Raw genomic sequence first — 19,109 nt, 5'->3', positions numbered from 1 at the left:
TCAGGCTGCCCGGACTTTCACATATCTGCCAGGCGCCGGCTCTATCGGCCGGTACTTGGCATTGCCCAATTTTTCACGCGCCTTGACCTGCTTGCCGGAATGGCCCGACAGCCAGCCGGCCCAATCGGGCCACCAGCTGCCCGGCGTCTCGACCGCTTGCGCGAACCAGGTGTTCGGGTCGCCAGGCAGATGATGGCCTGACTGTTCAAGCTTGTCAGCAGCCCAGTAGCTGCGGCGCTTCTTCGCCGGAGGGTTCACCACGCCGGCGATGTGGCCGGACGCCCCCAGCACGAAGCGCTGCGGTCCGCGCAGCACCTGGGTCGACGCATACGCCGAAACCCAGGGCACGATATGGTCCTCGCGTGACCCGAAGATGTACGCCGGCATTTCCAGGCGCGTCAGGTCCAGCGGCAGGCCCGCGGCCTGCGCGCGGCCCGGCACCTTGAGGTTGTTCTCCAGATAGGTATTGCGGAAATACCAGGAGAAGAACGGGCCGGGCAGATTGGTGCTGTCGCCATTCCAGAACAGCAGGTCGAACGCGGGCGGCTTCTGGCCTTTCAGGTAGTTGCCGACCACATAGTTCCAGACCAGCTCGTTGGGCCGCAGGAACGAGAACGTGGTGGCGAGATCGCGCCCGGGCATCAGCCCGCCCTGCCCCAACTGGTGGTCGCGCAGCAGCGCGTGCGCTTCGTCGACGAAGACGTTGAGGATGCCGGTATCGTGGAAATCCAGCAGCGAGGTCAACAGGGTCAGCGACGCGACCGGATGCTCGCCGCGCGCCTCGGCCAGGGCCAGCGCGGAAGCCAGCATCGTGCCGCCCACGCAGAAGCCCAGCGCATTGACCTGCGGCTGTTTGGTGATGTCGCTGGCCACGCGCAGCGCCTGCAGCACCGCGTCGTCCAGATAATCGGACCAAGTCGCGCGGTCCACGCCATCGGTGTCGCTGGACACCGGATTGCGCCAGGAAATCAGGAATACCGTATAGCCCTGGTCCACCGCGTGCCGCACGAAGGAATTTTCGGGCTGCAGGTCCAGGATGTAGAACTTGTTGATGTTCGGCGGAACGATGACCAGCGGCCGTTCGTGCACGGTGGCGGTCGACGGCGCGTACTGGATGAGCTGGAACAACCGGTTTTCAAACACCACTTCGCCCGGCGTCACGGCGACGTTGCGGCCGATCTCGAACTGCGATTCGTCGGTCTGCGTGATGCGGCCTTTCTTGACGTCGCCCAGCAGATTGGCCAGCCCTTCGTTGAGCGCGCGTCCGGCGCTTTCGACGATGGATTGCTGGGCATCCGGGTTCAACGCCAGGAAGTTCGACGGCGACAACGCGTCGACCCATTGCATGATGGAAAAGCGCAGGCGATCGCGCATGGGCTCGCTGACCTGGGCCGCGTCGACCATGCGCGACATGGCGCGGGCCGACAGCAGATAGGTATGCGCCAGCAGCAGGTGCGAATGATTGGAGGCCCAGGCATCGCCCGAAAAACGGCGGTCTGGCGGCGGCGCAAGCGCGCCACGGCGGGCGTCATCGCAAAGGCGCTGCCACTCGCGGGAGAATTCGGCCTGAATGTCGGCCAGGACTTCCGGTGCCACGCTCACCGGAATGGGCCCTGCGGAGAGATTGGCATTCACTTCGACACCTTGTTATCGAAACTACGCGATTGATGTTGCATTCCGGGTCCGGGACTGTCAATGCGGGTATACAAGGAGGCCTGACAGGGTATGACGCAAGGCCGGCTGCGGGCCTTGCGCCAGATCAAACCGGGCCTAGCCAGGCCAGCAAAGCCATGCGTCCGGTTTCGCCGTCGCGGCGGTACGAGAAGAACCGGTCCGCCCCGGCCACCGTGCACATCCCGCTCAAGGACACTTCTTGTACTCCGGCGCGGCGCAGGCGGAAATCAGCCAATCCGGCGAGGTCGGCCAGCCATTTTCCGGAAATGCCCGGCCGCGGCGTGAAGTAGCGCAGGGTTGCCGGATCGTCCTTGGTGAACGCGTCCAGTACGTCCTGCCCGACCTCGAACGCCTGCGGGCCGATGCCGGGGCCGACCCAGGCGCGCCAGCCCGAGGCCTGCGGCGCCTTGGCGCGCATGGCCGCGAGCGTGTTCTCCAGCACGCCGCCCGACAGGCCGCGCCAGCCGGCATGCGCCGCGCCCAGCACCGTGCCTTGCGCATCGGCGATGACCACGGGCAGGCAATCGGCAACCATCACGGCCAGCACGCGGCCGGGCTGCGCCGTGACGCTGGCGTCGACCGCCGGCTCGTCCGGCAGGTCGGCCTGATCGGCATCCACCACTACGCTGCCATGGACCTGACGCAGCCACAGGGGTTCGGCCGGCAGCGCAGCGCGCACGCGGCGCCGGTTCTCAGTCACCGTGTCCGGATCGTCCCCGGCGCGGCGGCCCAGATTCAAGGTGTCGTGCGGCGCGACGCCCACGCCCCCTGCCCGGGTCGTGCAGAAGTAGTTCACGCCCGGCCATTGCGGGCCCGTCACCACCGGCAAGCCTGCCACTACGCGTTCCATGCAATCTCTTCCTGGACCAAGCTCATGTCGGGAGGCACGGCCGCGGTGAAGTCGACTTCGCCGCGACCGCCCGGATCTTCGAAATGCAGCGCGCGCGCATGCAGCATCTGCCGCTGCGCGCCCGCAATGTTCTTGCCGCCGTAGATGGTATCGGCCAGCAGCGGATGCCCCAGGCTGGCCATGTGCACGCGGATCTGATGGGTGCGGCCGGTTTCCAGGCGGCACACCACTTCGGTGACGCGGCCGCCGGGATCCGCCTCGCCGCGGCGGGCGGGCATGTAATGGGTGATGGCGGGCTTGGGCGCCACCGGGCGCTCCACGCTCATGCGGACCGGCACGCGCGCATCGCGGCCGATGGGACGATCGACCTTGCCGGCCGCGGCCAGCCAGCCGTGGACCAGCGCCACGTACTCGCGGCCCATGCTGCGCGCCTGCAATTGGCGCACCAGGTGGGTCTGGGCGGTTTCGTTGCGCGCCACGACCATCAGGCCGGAGGTGTCCTTGTCCAGGCGGTGCACGATGCCGGCGCGCGCCACCTGCGCCAGTTCGGGATAGCGGTACAGCAGGCCGTTGAGCAGCGTGCCGCTCCAGTTGCCGGCGCCAGGATGCGTCACCAGGCCGGCGGGCTTGTTCACCACGATCCAGTCGGGGCTTTCGGCCACGACCGCGAACTCCACGGGTTCGGGCGCGAAGGCCAGGGTTTCGGGCGCGGGCTGGGGCCAGACGGTGAGTTCGTCGTCGGGTCCGACCGTCTGGCGGATCTTGCCGGGCTTGCCGTTCACGTGGACGTTGCCGGCCTCGATCCAGCCCTGCAGCCGGCTGCGGGAATGCTCGGGCATCAGCCCCGCGAGCACCTTGTCCAACCGGTCGGCGCGCGTGCCGGAAGGCACTGTTACAAATTGCGGTTCCCCCTGCGGGTTTTCTTCGGAAATACCCAGGAGTTCGTCGTCGGAAACGAGATCCGCGCCGGAGGCTGTATCAGACATGGAGACAAATCATATAATCAGCCTTGCATGCTAACACCAAGGATACGATTCTCGTGATTCACCACTCCGCAGCTCCCTCGAATCCCGCCTCCCGAAGCGGGCCGGTCTTGCGCGTGGTTATCGCGCTGCTCGCCGTGATGGTCATCGCCGGTTGCGGCTCGAGCAACAGCAAGTACGACAAGACCACCAACTGGAGCGCCGAACAGCTCTACGCAGACGCCAAGGCGGAAATGGCCTCGGGCGGCTGGAAAGAAGCGCGCGAACGCCTGACCGCGATCGAAAGCCGCTACCCCTTCGGCGTCTACGCCCAGCAAGCCCTGCTTGAGCTTGCCTACGTCAACTGGAAGGACGGCGAAAACGAGCAGGCCCTGGCCGCCATCGACCGCTTCCAGCAGCTCTACCCCAATCACCCCGGCACCGACTACGCCCTTTACCTGAAGGGCCTGATCAACTTCACCCCGGCCAGCGCCTTCATGAGCAGCATCACCGGCCAGGATCCCGCCGAGCGCGATCCCAAGGGCCTGCGCGCGTCCTACGACGCGTTCAACGAGCTGATCAAGCGCTACCCGGACAGCAAGTACACGGTGGATGCCGAGAAGCGCGTCGCCTGGCTGGTCAACACCATCGCCATGAACGAAGTGCACGTCGCCCGCTACTACTACGAGCGCGGCGCCTACGTGGCCGCGGCCAACCGTGCGCAGACCGTCATCACCGACTTCGAAGGCGCCCCCGCCACCGAGGAAGCGCTCTATCTGATGGTCGAGTCCTACGACAAGCTCGGCCTGACCGAACTGAAGAACGACTCGCAGCGCGTGTACGACAAGAACTTCCCCAACAGCGAATTCAAGACCAAGGGCCTGAAGGCCGACAAGAGCTGGTGGAACCCGTTCAACTGACGTAACGCCCGCCGCACCAAGCAAAGCCCCTGCCACGCAGGGGCTTTTTCATGCCGGCGCGCCGCGCCGCAGCGCTTGCGGCGGCTGCCCGTAGATGCGGATGAAGGCGCGGCGCATGCGCTCCGTATCGCCGAAGCCCACCCGGCGCGCGATGGCATCCATGCCGGCCTCGCCTTCCTCGACCAGTTCACGCGCAGCCTCGGCGCGCACGCGCTCCACGGCCTTGGCCGGGGTCTGCCCGGTTTCCAGCTTGAACTGGCGGCAGAACTGGCGCGGACTCAGGCAGGCCACGCCGGCCAGGCGCTCGATGTCCAGGACTTCGTCCAGGTGCTGGCCCACATGGGCCAGCACCTCGCGCATGCGTCCGCTGGCTGGCGCCAGGTCCTGCAATGCAGAGAACTGCGACTGCCCTCCCGTGCGCCGGTGATAGACCACCATCTCGCGAGCGGTGGCGCGGGCGACCGCCTCGCCGTGGTCCGCCTGCACCATGGCCAGCGCCAGGTCGATGCCGGCCGTGATGCCCGCCGAGGTCCAGACCGCGCGGTCCTCGACGTAGATGCGGTCCGCTTCCACCGCAAGCGCGGGATGGCGCTGCTGCAGTTCGGCGGCATGACGCCAGTGGGTGGTCACGCGGCGCCCTTGCAGGATGCCGGCCTGCGCCAGCACGAACGCGCCGGTGCAGACGCTGGCCACGCGCCGGCCGCGCGCATGCGCGGCGCGCAGATAGGCCAGCATGGCCGGGGCCGCCTGGGGTTCGCGCGCGCCCTGGCCGCCCGGCACCAGCACGGTGTCGGCGCGCAGACCGCGCCAGGGCCGCGTCAGCACGGGCACGCCGGCCGAACAGCGGACCAGGCCGCCTTCGGCCGACGCCACGGCCACTTCGTAGGCGCCCGGCACCAGTTCGGCAGCGATCTGGAAGACCGACAGCGGGCCTGCCATGTCGAGCAGCTGGAAGTTGGGTACGGGCAGAATGCAGACGCGATGGGTCATGGCATGAAATGAGGGAAAATATTCATTCTTGCCATAGTTTCCGGCGCTAGAGTGGGGCCTGTCAATCCTCCGGACTCCCACAGCCATGACCTCCTCCACGCGCGGCCTGCGCAATGCCCGCATCCTCGCCGTCTGCCAGGGCCTGTACATCGCGGCGATCTCCATCGACCTGACCCTGACGGCGCTGACCGGCCAGATGCTGGCGCCGCATCCGGCCCTGGCCACGCTGCCGTTCGCGCTGATCACCGTGGCGGGCGCCGCGGTCACCTGGTATGCATCGCTGCTCATGCAGCGCATCGGCCGCCGTGCGGGCTTCATGCTGGGATCGCTGGCGGGCGCGGCCGGCGGGCTGATTTCCGTGGCCGCGGTGTTCGCCAGCGACTTCTGGCTCTTCTGCCTGGGCACGGCGCTGGTCGGCGTGTTCCAGGCGTTTGCGCAGTACTACCGCCTGGCCGCCGCCGACGCGGTACCCGCCGAGGCCAAGAGCCGCGCCATATCCGTGGTCCTGACGGGCGGCGTCATCGCCGCCATCGCGGGGCCGGCGCTGGCGGCCTGGGCCAAGGACATCTTTCCCGCCGCGATCTTCTCCGGCGCCTATCTGATGGTGGCGCTGCTGGGAGCCGCCAGCGCGCTGCTGCTCTTCGCCTACCGCGACCAGGAAGGCGAAGGCGGCCAGCCCGCCGACACGCAGGCCGCAGGCCTGCCGGCCCGTCCTTTGGGCGAGGTCATGCGGCAGCCGATTTTCGTGGCGGCCCTGGCCAACAATGTCGTGGGTTCGGTGTCGATGATGTTTGTCATGACGGCCGCGCCGCTGGCCGCGGTCGCCTGCCAGCACAGCATCGCCGATGGCGCCAGCATCATGCAGTGGCACCTGATCGGCATGTACGCCCCGGCCTTCTTCGCCGGCGCGCTGATCAACCGGCTGGGGCTGCCCCGCGTGCTTGGCATGGGCATGGCGCTGAACGCGGCCTGCTCGCTGATCGCGATGCAATCGACTTCGCTCACGGCCTTCCACGCGGCATTGTTCTGCCTGGGCGTGGGCTGGAACTTCATGTTTGTCGGCGGCACCACGCTGCTGGCGCAGTCCTACCGTCCCGCCGAACGGGCGCGCGTACAAGGAGCCGCCGAAATGCTGCGCTACGCCACCACCGCCCTGGCCACGCTGGCCGCGGGTCCGGCGCTCGTGCGCATGGGCTGGGAAACGTTGAACGCCGCCATGCTGCCCATCGTGGGCCTGGCCGCGGTCATGACCGGGTGGTGGGCGATGTCGCGGCGGACGGAACGGGTCGCGGCCTGAGGCGGCTGGCAGGGGCGCCCGCTGGCGCGGGCAGCCCCAGGGCTGGCTGATTGTGGCGTGAACGGCCGCTAGTCCTGCGGATCCTGCTTGCGCCGGTAGAACGCCAGTACTTCTTCCAGTTCGCGCGTCCGCGCGAACGGCGGCAGACCGCGCCACAGGCGCTTGCCATAAGGCTTTTCGACCAGGCGCGCGTCGCCCACCATGAGCACGCCCCAGTCCGATTCCGTACGGATCAGACGGCCCGCGCCCTGCTTGAGCGAGATCGCGGCTTCGGGCAGTTGGTATTCCGCAAAGGGATTGCCGCCATGCGCACGGCAGGCGCGCAGGCGCGCCTCGATGACCGGATCGTCGGGCGGCGCGAACGGCAGCTTGTCGATCGCCACCAGGGTCAGCACGTCGCCGGGCAGGTCTATGCCTTCCCAGAAACTGGCGCTGCCCACCAGCACCGGATGCTCCAGTTTGCAGAAGCGGTCCAGCAGATCGCGGCGCGTGCCCTCGCCCTGCTTGAGCAAGGGCCATTCATGGCCGGCATCGTCGAAGGCGTCGGCCAGCAGGTTGGCGACCTTGTCCACCGCGCGCAGCGTCGTGCACAGCACCAGCGTGCCGCCAGGGCTGGCCTCCAGCAGCGGCAGCAGGGTCTGCACGAAGCGGTCGAGGAACTGCGGCGATTGCGGTTCGGGCATGCCGCGCGGCACGAACAGCAAGGCCTGTTCGGGATAGTCGAAGGGCGATTCCCATTTACCCGTGCGCGCCTTCTCCAGCCCCAGCTGGCTGGTGAAGTGCGTGAACTCGCCGTTCACGGACAGCGTGGCCGAGGTCATGATCCAGGCCTGGCCCGGCTTGCGGTACTTGGAAAAAGCCTGGGCCACCGACAGCGGCGCCGAATGCAGGCGCACGTGGTGCTGCCCGTGTTCGACCCAGCGCACCGCCGGGCCGGTCCATTGTTCCGCCGCGGCCGCGCCCTCCAGGATGGCGGCAGGCGTGGGCAGTCCGTCGCCCAGCGCCGATTGCACGACGGGTTCGGACGCCTGGTCGTCGCGGCCCCAGCCTTCGTCGGAATGATCTGCGCCCGCCCGTCCCGGCGTGGCCCAGCGCTTCAGCCGCACCGAAATCTCGGCGCCGCTGCGCGCGGCCGCCATCAGGTCCGGGTGCTTTTCGGCCACCGCGCCCAGCGCCTTGGCCGCGCCGTCCACGGCCTCGCGCAGCGCCAACAGCGCTTCGTCGAATTCCTCGGGATTGGGGATGGCCTCGAAAGTCGCCTTGCGGCCGGGCATACGGTCCAGCGGCGCACAGACCAGGCGCAGCTCGCGCGCCGCCGTTTCCACATGGCGGCTGACGTCGCTCCATTTGGCGGCTTCGCGCGCGTAGGCCAGGCCGGCCGCTTCCAGCGCGCGGCCGAAATCCAGCAACTGGTGCGTGGACACGCTGCTGCCCAGAAAGCGGGTGGCCGTGTCCGGCAACTGGTGCGCTTCGTCGAAGATCACGGTGTCCGCTTCGGGCAGCAGGTCGGTCACGCCCTCTTCGCGCAGCACCAGGTCGGCCATGAACAGGGCATGGTTCACGACCACCACGTCGGCTTCCTGCGCCTGGCGGCGCGCCTTCACCACGAAGCAGTCGCGGATGCGCGGGCATTCCTGGCCCAGGCAGTTCTCGCGCGTGGAGGTCACGCGCTGCCAGATGTCGGCGTCTTCCGGTACCTGCGCCAGGTCGCCGCGGTCGCCCGTCTTGGAAATGCCCGCGAACACCTGGATCTGGCGCAACTGCTGGATTTCGGTGCGCGACTTCAGCGCGCGCTCGTCGCCCTGCAGGCGGTCCAGGTGGTAATGACAGACGTAGTTGCCGCGGCCCTTGAGCAGCGCGGCCGTCACCGGCGCGGCCAACGCCGCGCGTACGCGCGGCAGGTCACGGGCGAAAAGCTGGTCCTGCAGGGTCCGCGTACCCGTGGAAATCAGCACCTTGCCGCCCTGGATGAAGGCGGGTACAAGATAGGCCCAGGTTTTGCCGATGCCGGTGCCTGCCTCCGCCACCAAGGTGGCGCGGTCCTGGATGGCCTGCCCTATGGCCTGCGAGAGTTCGACCTGTGAAGGCCGGGGCTTGTAGCCGGGCAAAGCCGTGGCCAAAGGCCCGTCGGCGTCGAAGAATTCGGAGATATCCAGGTCCAGCATAGCGAGTCAACGGTGAACCGGTGCCGGTTGCGGTTCGGGCGCCAGACACTTGGGTGGGAAAGGACCAAATGATACCCGCTGCCGGGCCGCGGATTGGCCGCCAGGCCGTCGCGAGGGGGACATATCCGTCCACCTTGGCACGTTTTGTAACAGCGGCTTATGGCACAATCCGCCCCTTGTTTTTCCTTTTTGTCGTCGTATCGAGATGTCTGAAACTTCCGCTATCACGTACGTCGCCGCCGGCGTCGACAACGCCCGCATCGTCGCGCAGCTCGCCACCGAGCTGGGCACGCGCGCCTCCCAGATCGCTTCGGCGGTGGAACTCCTGGACGATGGCGCCACCGTGCCCTTCATCGCCCGCTATCGCAAGGAAGCCACCGGCGGCCTGGACGATACCGTGCTGCGCAATCTCGAAGTGCGCCTGGGCTATCTGCGCGAACTCGAAGAGCGCCGCGGCTCCATTCTTGAATCCATCTCGCAACAGGGCAAGCTCACGCAAGCGCTGCAGCAGGAAATCGCCACCGCCGACACCAAGCAGCGCCTGGAAGACTTGTACGCGCCGTACAAGCCCAAGCGCCGCACCCGCGCCCAGATCGCCCGCGAAGCGGGCCTGGAGCCGCTGGCCGACGGCATCCTCGCCGATCCCGCCTGCGACCCCGCCGCGCTCGCCGCGCAATACCTGAATCCCGAAGCGTCCATCAACGACGCCAAGGCCGCGCTCGACGGCGCGCGCGACATCCTGGCCGAGCGCTACGCGGAAAACGCGGATCTGCTGGCCGACATGCGCGAGCACCTGTGGTCCACCGGCCTGATCCATTCCAAGGTGGTCGACGGCAAGGAAACCGAGGGCGCCAATTTCCGCGACTGGTTCGACTTCAACGAACCGCTGCGCACCCTGCCCTCGCACCGTATCCTGGCGCTGCTGCGCGGCCGCCAGCAAGGCGTGCTGGAACTGCGCCTGGGCCTGGAAGCCGAACTGGAAGCGCAGACGCCGCATCCCTGCGTGGCCCGCATCGCCGGCTTCCTCAAGCTGGGCAACGGCCTGTTCGCGCTGGACGCCACGCCGCGCGCGCGCTGGCTGGGCGAAGTCTGCCGCTGGACCTGGCGCGTGAAGCTGCTGACGGCGTTCGAAAGCGAGCTGATCGGCCGCCTGCGCGAAAGCGGCGAAGCCGAAGCCATCCGGGTGTTCGCCGCCAACCTGAAGGACCTGCTGCTGGCCGCGCCCGCCGGCCCCAAGGCCGTGCTGGGCCTGGACCCCGGCATCCGCACCGGTTGCAAGGTCGCCGTGATCGACCAGACCGGCAAGGTCGTGGACACCACCACCGTCTACCCGTTCGAACCGCGCCGCGACCGCGACGGCACCATCAACACGCTGGCCGCCCTGGTGGCGCGCCACAAGGTCGACCTGATCGCCATCGGCAACGGCACCGCCTCGCGCGAAAGCGAGAAGCTGGTGGGCGACATGATGGAACGCTTCCCGGACCTGAAGGTCACCCGCGTGGTGGTCTCCGAGGCCGGCGCTTCCGTCTATTCGGCGTCTGAAACCGCGGCCCAGGAATTCCCCGACCTGGACGTGACGCTGCGCGGCGCGGTGTCCATCGCCCGCCGCCTGCAGGATCCGCTGGCCGAACTGGTCAAGATCGATCCCAAGGCCATCGGCGTGGGCCAGTACCAGCACGACGTCAACCAGCGCGAGCTGGCGCGTTCGCTGGACGCCGTGGTCGAGGATTGCGTGAACGCCGTGGGCGTGGACGTGAACACCGCGTCGGCCGCCCTGCTGGCCCGCGTGTCCGGCCTGAATTCGCTGCTGGCCAAGAACATCGTCGCCTGGCGCGACGAGAACGGCGCCTTCCCGACCCGCGAGATCCTGCGCAAGGTGCCGCGCTTTGGCGACAAGGCATTCGAACAAGCCGCGGGCTTCCTGCGCATTCCCAACGGCGACAACCCGCTGGACGCCTCGTCGGTTCACCCCGAAGCCTATCCGGTGGTCGAACGCATCGTCGCCAAGATCAAGGCCGAGGTGAAGCAGATCATCGGCCAGCGCGAAGCGCTCAAGGGCGTGTCGCCGTCCGACTTCACCGACGAGCGCTTCGGCCTGCCGACGGTGCGCGACATCTTCGCCGAACTGGAAAAGCCCGGCCGCGATCCGCGTCCGGAGTTCAAGACGGCGCAGTTCAAGGAAGGCGTCGAAACCCTGAACGACCTGTACCCGGGCATGGTGCTGGAAGGCGTTGTGACCAACGTAGCGAACTTCGGCGCGTTCGTGGACATCGGCGTGCACCAGGACGGTCTGGTCCACATCTCGGCCCTTGCCGAAAAGTTCGTGAAGGATCCGCGCGACGTCGTGCGGGTGGGCCAGACGGTCAGCGTGAAGGTGCTGGAAGTGGACGTGGCGCGCAAGCGCGTCGCGTTGACCATGCGCCTGAACGACACCGCAGCTCCCGCCCGCCGCAGCGGCGACGCCCCCAAGGGCGGCGACCGCAACCGCCGTCCGCAGGGCGACGGCAGCCGCGGCGGCGCCGGGGCCGGCGCCGGCATGAACAGCGCCATGGCGGACGCGTTCGCCAAGCTCAAGCGTTGAGCGAGACCCGCCCCACGGAAAACCGGCGCCTGATGCGCCGGTTTTTTTTTACCTAGGGCTTACCCGTAAAGAGGCGGGTTACTTGTCTTCTCTCAAGCCAAACCTATCAAAAATGATAGAAAATATCTAATTGTGTCCAAATAATAAAACCCGGCGGCGCCAGGCCGCAAGGCGGCACAAGCCCCCCGCGAGCAGGCGAGCCAAGGCGCATAGCGCCTGCCGGGGAGCAGCACAAGAACAACAGCGCCCTGCCCCGAACGACCGGAGATCCGCCCAGCCATGTCCCATACCATCACGCTTGCCGCCAATGAAACGGCAACCCTCACCGCCGAGGAAGCCAACGCCAGCGGCGTCTACAGCGAAATCACCCTGGGCCAGTATTCGCACCTGCTTGTCGATGGCGCCGAAGTCAGTTTCAAGCACATCACGCTGGAGCGGCTGGGCAGCCGCATCATCGAATTGAGCAATGGGGCGCAGTTGCACGTCGGCGCACTGGGATTCGCCAGCATGGGCGCCAGCATCACCTACCGTATCGGCGCGGGTTGCGCGCTGACTTTCGATGCCAGCCAATGGGATCCGGAAGTGGTCGCCAACACCACCTTCGATTTTGCCAGCCAGGGCAGCGGCACGCTCAAGTACTTCCCGTTCATCAACCCCGAATGGCTGGACTGCCCGAATGTCACGGGCTACACGGAAGGCGACATGCTGGAAATCGCCGGACAGGGCAGCGCCCAGCGCTTCCAGGTGCGCGACGGGCGCATCGTAGCCAGCGCCCGCGCGGCCTGAACCGCCGGGCCGGCTGCGCGCCGGCCCCTTGGGTTTATTCCTGCGACAAAGACGACAGCGCGGCGCGCGCGCGTTCCAGCAAGGCGCCGGATTCGTCTTGCGCGCCAGCCGGCGCGGTGGCCACGGCCACGCCGTCGATCATCGCGGCATAGCCTTGCCCATCGGCCTTCAGCACCGCATCGGCCGGTTCCGCTTGCAGACGGCGCATCAACGCGCCGGCTTCCTTCGGATCGGCGAAACGCTGCGACAACAGCAGTTCCTCGCCATCCGCTGCCAGCAGGCGGAAACGGAAGCTGCCGTCCTCGTCGCGGAAGCTGACGAAGCGCGCGCCCTTGCCCTTTTCCTTCTTGGGCTGCGCGGCCTTGGCGCCCGAGCCGGCTTCCAGGTTGCGCAGGCCCACGGCCTGGCGCAGTTCCTGCATGAAAGGCGTGGCCAGCTTGCGCGCCTTGGCGGCGCCGGCCTGCAGGATGTCTTCGATGCGGCCAGGGTTGGCCATCAGGTCGAAATACTTCTCGCGCATGGGCGCCAGCAGGTTTTCCAGGTGGTCGTACAGCGCCTGCTTGGCTTCGCCCCAGCCCATGCCTTCTTCGAGCTGCTTGCGCAGCGCGGCAGCCTGTTCGTGCGTGGCGAAGGCGCGGTAGATGGTGTACAGGTGCGAGTTCTCGGCGTCCTTGGGTTCGCCCGGCGCGCGCGAATCGGTCACGATGCGCATCACCGCCGCGCGCAGCGCGCTGGCGCCGCCCTCGAACAGCGGAATGGTGTTGTTGTAGCTCTTGGACATCTTGCGGCCGTCCAGGCCCGGCAAGGTCGCCACGTCTTCTTCGATCACCACTTCCGGCAGCGTGAAATAGTCGCGGCCGTACAGGTGGTTGAAGCGCTGGGCGATGTCGCGCGCCATTTCCAGATGCTGGATCTGGTCACGGCCCACCGGCACCTTGTTGGCGTTGAACATGACGATGTCAGCGGCCATCAGCACCGGGTACGAGAACAGGCCCATGGTCACGCCATCGTCCGGTTCCAGACCCTTTTCCGTGTTCTGGTCCACCGACGCCTTATAGGCGTGCGCCCGGTTCATCAGGCCCTTGGCCGTGACGCAGTTCAACAGCCAGGTCAGCTCGGGGATCTCGGGGATGTCCGACTGGCGGTAGAAGGTCACGCGCTCGTGGTCCAGGCCCACCGCCAGCCAGGTCGCGGCGATTTCAAGGCGCGAGCGCGCCACGCGGGCAGGGTCGTCGCACTTGATGAGGGCGTGGTAATCCGCCATGAAGAAGAATGCGTCCACGCCGGGCTGCGCGCTGGCCTGAACGGCGGGACGGATCGCGCCCGCGTAGTTGCCGAGGTGGGGAGTTCCAGAGGTGGTGATGCCGGTGAGGACGCGGGTATTCATGAGGCGAAGAGGCGTTTGCTGGGGGAAACGCCCAGTGTAACTTGCCGGGCGCGCGGCTACAGGACGGCCAACACTGGCGCCGCCAGCGCGCACAGCCCGCCCGCGGTCAGCGCGGCGCGCGGCCGGAACGTCAGGAACCAGATCAGGAGCAGCCCGGCGATGCTCAGAATGCCGATCCATTCCACCGTGCCGTAGCTCCAGCCCCAGACCGCCGCCGAGGCGCACAAGGACAAAGCCAGCGCCCCCCAGCCGAACAGGCGCAAAGGCAACCTGTGACGCCGCGGCAGCGCGCGGTCGAACAGGTCTTCGTAGTGGCGGTCCATGCCCAGGCACAGGGCGGAAAAGCCCGCGTAGGCCAGGCAGAAGGCAGCTAGCGTCATGGCGTATCACCTCTAGGTTCGTAGGCGGGCTGGGACGGCTTGGATGCGGCGCGGCCCTTGGCGGGCGCCTTGGCGCCCGCTTTGCTGGCGCGGGCCGCCTTGCGCGCCATCCAGGCCAGCAGCAGCGCCCCGGCCAGGCAGGTCAGGTCAAAACCAGCCATGACCCAATCGCCCGCAGGCAGCGACACCCCGAGATGGCGCGAGGTCGTCAGGGCGTTGACCACCGGCACCAGCGCCAGGGAGGCCGCGGCCGCGGCCAACAGGTCGCGCCACTTGCTGCGCTGGAACAGGAAGGCGTAGACCAGCGACAAGCCCCAGACGGCGAAGAAGGCGCGCGATTCCCAGAACTGCCTGCCCGCCAGGTCGATCGGCAGGAGGCGGTTGGCCCAAAAAAAGGCGGCGATCGAGATGAACAGGCCAGCGACCGTGCCGGCGTTGAGCGCATCGACCAGGCGCAACGAAAACGCTTCGCGCGCCCCCGGACGCGCCTTCTGCCGCCGCTTGGCGATCCACAGGACCAGGCCCGTGCCCACCATCGCCGTGCCCGCCATGCTGACCAGGAAATAGAGCCAGCGCAAAAACGGTTCGGCAAACAATCCCAGGTGCAGGCCGACGATGACGCCCGCCGTACGCGCCGTGGCGCCGAGCTCGTCCTCGCCTTCCTGGAATGCGCCCGTGACGCCGTCAAAACGCATGTAGGGCGCCAGCTTGCCGAACGACACGCCATCCGCGGCGTCGCGCACCAGGGTCACGGTCGCGCCGGCATCGCCGGGATGATTGACGGTGATGCGCCCCACCCGGCCGCCTTGCCAGTGCTGCTGCGCCTGCTCCACCAGCGGCGCCAGCGCGGTCAGCGGCGCGGGCTCGTTGCGCGCGGGAGTGATCCTGAAGGACTTGAAGACCTCGTCGGAATACTGCCTGGGGCTCTCGTAGACGGCCAGTATGCCGGCCGGCATCAGCATGGCCATGAACAGCACCAGCCCGCTGAACGTGATCATCAGGTGGAACGGCAGCCCCAGCACGGACAAGGCGTTGTGGCCGTCCATCCAGGCGCGCTGCCCGCCTTTCCCGGGCCGGAACGTGAAGAAGTCGGTGAATATCTTCTTGTGGGTGATGATGCCGCTGATGATGGCCACCAGCATGAACATGCCGGCGATGCTGGCCAGCCAGCGCCCCCAGGGAAACGCGGTTTCCAGTTCGAAATGGAAGCGGTAGAAGAAGTCGCCGCCACGCGTCTCGCGCGCGGTCAGGGCCTGGCCGGTGGCGGGGTCCAGCTTCACGCGCACGAAACCGCGTTCGCCCGGCTTGGGCTTGGGCACTTGGTAGAGCAGTTGGATGAGCGGTTCGCGGTCGGACGGCGGCGTGATGAACCAGCGCGTGGCGTCGGGCGCATGTTCCGCCAGGTAGTTCTGTGCAGCAGTCACGGACTGCGCCGCAGGCGCGGGCCGCGTCTGGATCTCGGGCTGCATCCAGGCCGTAATCTCGGGGCGGAAGAACGCCAGCGTGCCGGTCAGGAACATCGCGAACAGCACCCAGCCGAAGATCAGTCCCGACCAGGTGTGCAGCCAGGACATGGATTGGCGCAGGCCTTCCTCGCCCGGCGCCTTTTCCACTTTCGCCTTCATGCCGCCCCCATCGCGCGGCCGATCGCGAACAGCCCGCCCAGGAGCGCGGCGGGCGCCAGCACGCCGGCCCAGGCGCGCCAGGCATTGCGCGTGGCAAAAACCCAGATCACGCCGCAGGCGTAGAACACGAAGGACAGCATCTGCGCCGTGACCACGGCGTCCGGCCGCCGCATGGGCAGCCAGATCGCCAGGCAGGCGGCTGCCGCCGACGCCAGAACATAGCCGCCCAGGATGGCGGCCGCCGCCCTGGAAAAGACGGCCAGACGGTAGCGCATCATGCCTGCGCCGGCAGCGGGAGCTTTCACTGGGACACGTTGAAGGTAGTAGTGGAAACGTAGCGGATCTTGGCGTATGCCTTGCCGTCGGCCTCCCCCGCCTTGTCTTCGACGTGGGCGGCTTCGAGCACGTACTGGCCGGGCCACGGGGTGGTGATTTCGATGCGGCCGTTTTCATCGCTGTGGAAGCGCTTCTCCCACTTGGGCGGGCCGAATACGGTGACTTCCGTCTTCGCCAGCGGCTTGCCCTTGAACTGCAGCACGAAGGCGTTGGTCCCCGCCGCGACCGGCACGAGTTCCAGGTCCAGCTTGCCCTCGGTGTCCGCGCGGCCGGCCTTGGCGCCGTACTGCACCAGGGTGTCCTTGAACTGGTAGGCCTGGCGCAAGCGCACGTCGCCCTTGCCCGCCGCCGCGAATTCGAGGAAGTCGGCGCCTTCGCCCGAGGCCTTCAGCGGCTTGCCATCGGCGCCCGTAACGACGGGCGCGACCATGATCTTGCCGAGCAGGCCGTCACGCTTTTCGCGCACGTCATCCGCCCATTCCCCGAAATACGCCTTGGCCGGTCCCTCGGCGCTGCGTTCCAACCAAACGAAATGCGCCTGCGCGGCGCCCGCCGTGCCCAACAGGGCAATGGCGGCCAAGGTTCTTGCGAATGTCATTATTGATTTCCTTTAGAGGACCGGATCGGACCAGCCCCGCGGCCCAAGCCCGATTCGGAGGGTTTTAAATTATAACCATTCTCACTTCGAACTAGCAGCAAGACTTACCAGCGATAGCGCAGGCTGGCCTTGATGGAGCGCTGGTAGCCGTACCAGCACCAGGAATCGCCCGAGCACGACGCGATGTATTCCTTGTCGAACAGGTTCTGCACGTTCAGCGCCACCTGCATGCCCTTGAGCGACGGCGACGCGCGGCCCAGGTCGTAGTCCAGCATCAGGTCGAACAGCGTGACCGACGGCACCTTCAGGGTGTTGGTCTCGTTGGCATACGAGGAACCGATGTAGCGCACGCCGCCACCCACTCCCACGCCCGCCAGCGGACCGTCCTGCAACTGGTAGCGGGCCCAGGCGGACGCCTGTTGCGAAGGCACGCCCACCGGCGTCTTGCCCTTCAGGTTCATGCCCGCGGCGTTGGGATAGCCCTTGGAGTACTCGTTGTCCATCAAGGAGTAAGCAGCCACCAGCGTCAGGCCGCGCAGCGGCTCGGTCTTGGCTTCGAGCTCGATGCCCTGCGTGCGCAGCTCGCCCGCCTGGATCGAGCAGCGTCCGCCCGCCGTGCCGCAGATGTGGGTCGGATCCGGATCGGTGGTGGTCATGTTCTCGCGGCGGATGTCGAACGCCGCAAACGACAGCAGCGTGGCGCTGCCCGGCGGCTGGTACTTGATGCCGACCTCGTACTGGTTGCCTTCGATCGGCTTGAACGGCTTGTTCTGCCAGCCCGTGCCGGACTGCGGCTCGAACGATTCCGAATAGCTGAAGTACGGCGCCACGCCGTTGTCGAAGTTGTAGATCGCACCCAGGCGGCCCGTGAACTTCTCCGCATTCAGCGAGGACGGCGCGACCCGTCCGGTGGCGATCGTGGTGGTCTCGCCCACGGTGCGCGACCAGTCGTAGCGGCCACCCAGCAACACCGAGAGGCGATCGATCTTGATCTGGTCCTGGAAGTACAGGCCGGTCTGGTACTGCTTGTTGGTCGCATCCGTCGAGAACGCCGGCGCCGGGATGTTCTGATGATTGTTCGGGTTCAGCACATCCAGCGCGGGCGCGGTGCCAAAGCCGGACAGCGTGTCGGTCTTGACGTGCTGATAGTCAAAGCCCAGCAGCGTGGTGTGGGCGAAGGGGCCGGTGTTGAAGCGCGCCTGCACATTGTTGTCCAGCACCAGCGCGCCCACGTCCACATCCGTCGCGATCGACGCGCGCTGCTGGTAGCGGTAGGTCTTGTCGGTAAAGCCGTAGTTATTGGTCATCGCGCCGTAGATGCTGCGGTACTGCGCTTCCGCACGCGTCCAGCGCAGGCTTTGCGATGCCTTGATGTTGTCGTTGAAGCGGTGCTCCAGCACATAGCCCAGCGAATAGCTCTTGCGGTCGCTCTTTTCGAAATTGGCGTCGCCGTCGTAGTAATCGGCCGGCAGGCGGATGCCGTCGGGCGCGGAAAGCAGCGTGCGCATGGCCGGCACGCTGCCATAGGAACCCATGTCGGGATCGCGCTGGAAGTTGGTCAGCACCGTCAGCGTCGTGTCGCTGCTGGGCTTCCAGGTAAAGGCCGGCGACACGAAGTAGCGGCGTTCCTTGGTGTCCTTGACCTGGCCGTCTGACATGTAGCCCGAGCCGACCAGGCGGTACAGGAACTTGCCGTCTTCATCGACCGGACCGCCGAAATCGAAGTTGGCGCGACGGTAGTCATAGTTGCCGACCTGCACCTCGACCTCGCGCAGCGTCTCTTCCAGCGGGCGCTTGCTGACCTGGTTGACCACGCCGCCCGGGCCGCCCTGCCCGTACATGACGGAGGCCGGTCCCTTCAGCACGTCCACGCGCTCCAGGCGATAGGTGTCCACCTGCGGCAAGGCGTCGCGCCCGCCGAATACTCGCAAGCCGTCCAGGTAGGACGAAGCCTGAAAGCCGCGCACGCTGAACTGGTCCAGGCGCGTGGCGGTGGCACCGCGCGATTCGGTGGCCACGCCCGCGGTGTAGCGCAGCACCTGGTTCAGTGTCTGCGCGCCCTGCTCCGTGATCTGCTCGCGCGTGACGACCGATACCGACTGCGGCGTTTCGATCAGCGGCGTGTCGGTCTTGGTGGCGCTGGCGCTCACCGTGGCCACGTAGCCCACCGTCGTGATTGCGCTGTCGGACATGCCCGACACGGTCACCGGCGCCAGCGTGGGCGTGTCGCCCGCGGGTGCGGCAACCTGCAGCAGCGTCCAGGTATTGCCCGACTGCGCACGCGCCTGCAAACCGCTGCCCGACAGGATGCGGGCGAATCCCGCGCCCACCGAGTAGGCGCCGTCCAACCCGTCCGAGCGGCGTCCCCGCACCAGCGCCGGATCGAACGACAGGACCACGCCAGCGCTGCGCGCGAACTGCGTCAGGGCATCGGCCAAGGAGCCGGCAGCGATCTGGTAGCTGCGCGGCGCGTTCGCGGAAGCGGGCGCCGGCTGCGCCCAGGCCTGCGGCATGCCGGCGGCAAGCCCGCCCGCGCACATGGCGGCCAGCAGGGCCAT

15 protein-coding genes are annotated in these 19,109 nt (G+C 67.4%); 4 read left to right on the top strand and 11 right to left on the bottom strand.

Annotated elements, in window-relative coordinates; translation table 11 throughout:
• From phaC to HV793_RS22775, 3 genes are all read right to left on the bottom strand, one after another.
• The gene (gene phaC / locus HV793_RS22785; RefSeq protein WP_054450803.1) at window positions 1–1,635 is read right to left on the bottom strand and encodes a class I poly(R)-hydroxyalkanoic acid synthase; all 1,635 of its coding nucleotides are present in this window, start codon (window positions 1,633–1,635) and stop codon (window positions 1–3) included.
• Window positions 1,636–1,759: 124 nt separating this feature from the next.
• Window positions 1,760–2,524 carry a peptidoglycan editing factor PgeF gene (gene pgeF, locus HV793_RS22780; RefSeq protein WP_054450801.1) on the bottom strand — a complete coding sequence of 255 codons (765 nt, stop codon included), beginning with the start codon at window positions 2,522–2,524 and terminating at the stop codon, window positions 1,760–1,762.
• Window positions 2,512–3,510, bottom strand: coding sequence for an RluA family pseudouridine synthase (locus HV793_RS22775; RefSeq protein ID WP_054450799.1), 999 nt, complete (start codon window positions 3,508–3,510; stop codon window positions 2,512–2,514). The genes pgeF and HV793_RS22775 overlap by 13 nt, the downstream gene beginning before the upstream one ends.
• 137 nt (window positions 3,511–3,647) lie before the next feature.
• Here HV793_RS22775 and HV793_RS22770 point away from each other — a divergent pair, with 137 nt between their 5' ends.
• Entirely contained in the window at window positions 3,648–4,406 is a 759-nt protein-coding gene (locus HV793_RS22770) for an outer membrane protein assembly factor BamD (protein WP_233564578.1), read from the top strand.
• A 48-nt stretch (window positions 4,407–4,454) separates the two neighbouring features.
• Here the strand turns inward: HV793_RS22770 and HV793_RS22765 are convergent, their stop codons facing one another.
• Entirely contained in the window at window positions 4,455–5,396 is a 942-nt protein-coding gene (locus tag HV793_RS22765; protein WP_054450795.1) for a GlxA family transcriptional regulator, read from the bottom strand.
• Window positions 5,397–5,481: 85 nt separating this feature from the next.
• On the opposite strand from HV793_RS22765, the gene HV793_RS22760 reads away from it, so the two are divergent.
• Window positions 5,482–6,693 carry an MFS transporter gene (locus HV793_RS22760; RefSeq protein ID WP_175213975.1) on the top strand — a complete coding sequence of 404 codons (1,212 nt, stop codon included), beginning with the start codon at window positions 5,482–5,484 and terminating at the stop codon, window positions 6,691–6,693.
• A gap of 68 nt (window positions 6,694–6,761) precedes the next feature.
• Here HV793_RS22760 and yoaA read toward each other — a convergent pair whose 3' ends face one another.
• On the bottom strand, window positions 6,762–8,858 hold the full coding sequence (gene yoaA, locus HV793_RS22755; protein ID WP_119450932.1) for a DNA repair helicase YoaA: 2,097 nt from the start codon (window positions 8,856–8,858) through the stop codon (window positions 6,762–6,764).
• Between the two features lie 205 nt (window positions 8,859–9,063).
• On the opposite strand from yoaA, the gene tex reads away from it, so the two are divergent.
• Together tex and HV793_RS22745 are read left to right on the top strand one after the other, a co-directional pair.
• A complete protein-coding gene (gene tex, locus HV793_RS22750; protein ID WP_054450789.1) occupies window positions 9,064–11,439 on the top strand; it encodes an RNA-binding transcriptional accessory protein Tex in 2,376 nt (791 codons plus the stop codon).
• Window positions 11,440–11,718: 279 nt separating this feature from the next.
• Window positions 11,719–12,225: a hypothetical protein gene (locus tag HV793_RS22745; protein ID WP_054450787.1), complete on the top strand. Its 507-nt coding sequence runs from the start codon at window positions 11,719–11,721 to the stop codon at window positions 12,223–12,225.
• Window positions 12,226–12,259: 34 nt separating this feature from the next.
• On the opposite strand, the gene HV793_RS22740 is transcribed toward HV793_RS22745, so the two are convergent.
• From HV793_RS22740 to HV793_RS22715, 6 genes are all read right to left on the bottom strand, one after another.
• Complete coding sequence (locus HV793_RS22740) at window positions 12,260–13,612, bottom strand: tryptophan--tRNA ligase (RefSeq protein ID WP_054450785.1); 1,353 nt, start codon at window positions 13,610–13,612, stop codon at window positions 12,260–12,262.
• Window positions 13,613–13,668: 56 nt separating this feature from the next.
• Window positions 13,669–13,992: a DUF3325 domain-containing protein gene (locus tag HV793_RS22735; RefSeq protein WP_054450784.1), complete on the bottom strand. Its 324-nt coding sequence runs from the start codon at window positions 13,990–13,992 to the stop codon at window positions 13,669–13,671.
• Window positions 13,989–15,617: a PepSY-associated TM helix domain-containing protein gene (locus HV793_RS22730; RefSeq protein WP_054450783.1), complete on the bottom strand. Its 1,629-nt coding sequence runs from the start codon at window positions 15,615–15,617 to the stop codon at window positions 13,989–13,991. The genes HV793_RS22735 and HV793_RS22730 overlap by 4 nt, the downstream gene beginning before the upstream one ends.
• Window positions 15,614–15,895 (bottom strand): DUF3649 domain-containing protein, encoded by a 282-nt coding sequence (locus HV793_RS22725; RefSeq protein WP_054450781.1) that lies wholly within the window; start codon window positions 15,893–15,895, stop codon window positions 15,614–15,616. The genes HV793_RS22730 and HV793_RS22725 overlap by 4 nt, the downstream gene beginning before the upstream one ends.
• Before the next feature lie 23 nt (window positions 15,896–15,918).
• Window positions 15,919–16,551 carry a DUF4198 domain-containing protein gene (locus HV793_RS22720; RefSeq protein ID WP_119450933.1) on the bottom strand — a complete coding sequence of 211 codons (633 nt, stop codon included), beginning with the start codon at window positions 16,549–16,551 and terminating at the stop codon, window positions 15,919–15,921.
• Between the two features lie 104 nt (window positions 16,552–16,655).
• The gene (locus HV793_RS22715; RefSeq protein ID WP_425321813.1) at window positions 16,656–19,109 is read right to left on the bottom strand and encodes a TonB-dependent siderophore receptor; all 2,454 of its coding nucleotides are present in this window, start codon (window positions 19,107–19,109) and stop codon (window positions 16,656–16,658) included.

The sequence above is a fragment of the Achromobacter aegrifaciens genome, assembly GCF_902859965.1.
Taxonomy (GTDB): domain Bacteria; phylum Pseudomonadota; class Gammaproteobacteria; order Burkholderiales; family Burkholderiaceae_B; genus Achromobacter; species Achromobacter aegrifaciens.
Note: the sequence above shows the minus strand (reverse complement) of the source record. Positions and strands in the feature narration are given on the sequence as shown.

What these genes read in the sequence shown, in the direction of transcription:
- HV793_RS22715 (WP_425321813.1), bottom strand. Translation starts at nt 19,109, where the DNA reads ATGGCCCTGCTGGCCGCCATGTGCGCGGGCGGGCTTGCCGCCGGCATG.
- HV793_RS22775 (WP_054450799.1), bottom strand. Translation starts at nt 3,510, where the DNA reads ATGTCTGATACAGCCTCCGGCGCGGATCTCGTTTCCGACGACGAACTC.
- yoaA (WP_119450932.1), bottom strand. Translation starts at nt 8,858, where the DNA reads ATGCTGGACCTGGATATCTCCGAATTCTTCGACGCCGACGGGCCTTTG.
- pgeF (WP_054450801.1), bottom strand. Translation starts at nt 2,524, where the DNA reads ATGGAACGCGTAGTGGCAGGCTTGCCGGTGGTGACGGGCCCGCAATGG.
- HV793_RS22725 (WP_054450781.1), bottom strand. Translation starts at nt 15,895, where the DNA reads ATGATGCGCTACCGTCTGGCCGTCTTTTCCAGGGCGGCGGCCGCCATC.
- HV793_RS22765 (WP_054450795.1), bottom strand. Translation starts at nt 5,396, where the DNA reads ATGACCCATCGCGTCTGCATTCTGCCCGTACCCAACTTCCAGCTGCTC.
- HV793_RS22740 (WP_054450785.1), bottom strand. Translation starts at nt 13,612, where the DNA reads ATGAATACCCGCGTCCTCACCGGCATCACCACCTCTGGAACTCCCCAC.
- HV793_RS22735 (WP_054450784.1), bottom strand. Translation starts at nt 13,992, where the DNA reads ATGACGCTAGCTGCCTTCTGCCTGGCCTACGCGGGCTTTTCCGCCCTG.
- HV793_RS22770 (WP_233564578.1), top strand. Translation starts at nt 3,648, where the DNA reads ATGGTCATCGCCGGTTGCGGCTCGAGCAACAGCAAGTACGACAAGACC.
- HV793_RS22760 (WP_175213975.1), top strand. Translation starts at nt 5,482, where the DNA reads ATGACCTCCTCCACGCGCGGCCTGCGCAATGCCCGCATCCTCGCCGTC.
- tex (WP_054450789.1), top strand. Translation starts at nt 9,064, where the DNA reads ATGTCTGAAACTTCCGCTATCACGTACGTCGCCGCCGGCGTCGACAAC.
- HV793_RS22745 (WP_054450787.1), top strand. Translation starts at nt 11,719, where the DNA reads ATGTCCCATACCATCACGCTTGCCGCCAATGAAACGGCAACCCTCACC.
- HV793_RS22730 (WP_054450783.1), bottom strand. Translation starts at nt 15,617, where the DNA reads ATGAAGGCGAAAGTGGAAAAGGCGCCGGGCGAGGAAGGCCTGCGCCAA.
- HV793_RS22720 (WP_119450933.1), bottom strand. Translation starts at nt 16,551, where the DNA reads ATGACATTCGCAAGAACCTTGGCCGCCATTGCCCTGTTGGGCACGGCG.